Genomic DNA, 1,423 nt, shown 5'->3' on the forward strand with positions numbered 1-1,423 from the left:
ACAGTTGAATCCGGTCAGTTGGTTACATTCACGGCTGTTAATGAAACTACTTCGAAATGGGTGGGTTCTGTTCCAAACGCGCCAGACACTTACTTTACAGATCCAAGCTACAACTATTATCTCGTGACTGGAAGTCTATGGAATACGAGTTATTTTGATGCTTCAAATCCAAGTGTGCCGGGCAAATTCCAGTATCGAATGACCAATAATTATACTAAGCCTGTTGTTGTTAAGTTTACCTTTACAGTCAAAACGTTTACTAGAAATCCTGGGGGCTCAAGTACCCAACTTACGGTTACGGACGAAGCTCTTCCATCTATTACAATAACTGTTACTCCTAAAGTAATTCCTGTGACTCCCCCTACGCATTATTATATTAATGGCACAAGTGTAACTTATGCAGCGTATCAAAGTGCATTAACTTACGATCGTTATGGTCAATCTGGTAGCGGAATAGGTACAACGGGACCTAATCTTTTAGAAGAGAAGCATTATACTCCACAAGAGGCAGCGACAAAGTTTACACTCACTGATGGTGGCGATGCATATGAGCTATCGACTAAAGGAGGTGTACTTATGCCTTGGTAAGTCCTTTTAATAGCTTGAGAAATTGATTCTTAATACCATTAAATTAAAGAAAGCCGCTATGTTTATAATGGCTTTCTTTAATTATTTAAATATCAGTCGATTATGTTCTTGATGTGGTTTTCTATATAGGTAACTTATGGAATTCATTCCATTGTAAAAAACCTAATAAAAGTATGCCAGAGACCCTGTAACCCTGATTATCTTGACTTTAGTCTTTGACGAAAAGCACTTTCCATACTATAGCCCTTATCAAAATTCTCTACAATTTCCAGAATGGCATTGGCGGCATTCTGGAAAAAAGTTTGGTTAATGTTTTCCATTTTATCTGTCGGTTTATGGTAATCTTTGTGATCTTCCACACCAAAATAGATAAATGGAATATGTACAGCTGCAAATGAGCCCTGATCACTTTGATTGGTCCAGTCGTCTACAGATTGCTTAGGGTTATCATGTCCAAATAAGATCTTCAGGTCTGGATTGGTGTAGGTAATGTAGCTCCTTAATTCAGGGTGCTGAAAGGTTCCGGCAGCATATAGAATTCCATGGTCATTATGACTAATCATGTCCAGATTAATGTTTAAAGCAATTTTAGAAAGTTCAACAGGTGGGTTTGCTACAAAAGCCTTAGACCCCTTCCATTCCTGTTCCCCAGCATCAAATGCCGCAAAAACCAAAGTTTTATTAGGCTTGGACTTGGCATAATAAGCCGCAATTTTTAAAATACCTGCAATGCCGGAGGCATTATCGTCAGCGCCATTATACAATTCATTATTGATGATACCCAAGTGGTCATAATGGGCTGATATCACCATGATCTCTTCGGTTTTACCTGGAA

Annotated in this window: 2 protein-coding genes; one reads left to right on the top strand and one right to left on the bottom strand. The window is 38.6% G+C overall.

Annotation, left to right across the window (positions count from 1 at the left end; translation table 11 throughout):
• On the top strand, positions 1-588 hold a 588-nt coding region (locus DBR11_RS29700), incomplete at its 5' end, for a hypothetical protein (protein ID WP_158275359.1).
• Between the two features lie 197 nt (positions 589-785).
• Here the strand turns inward: DBR11_RS29700 and DBR11_RS21535 are convergent.
• On the bottom strand, positions 786-1,423 hold a 638-nt coding region (locus DBR11_RS21535), incomplete at its 5' end, for a M28 family peptidase (protein ID WP_108554682.1).

Source organism: Pedobacter sp. HMWF019 (assembly GCF_003061025.1).
In the GTDB taxonomy this organism is placed as follows: domain Bacteria; phylum Bacteroidota; class Bacteroidia; order Sphingobacteriales; family Sphingobacteriaceae; genus Pedobacter.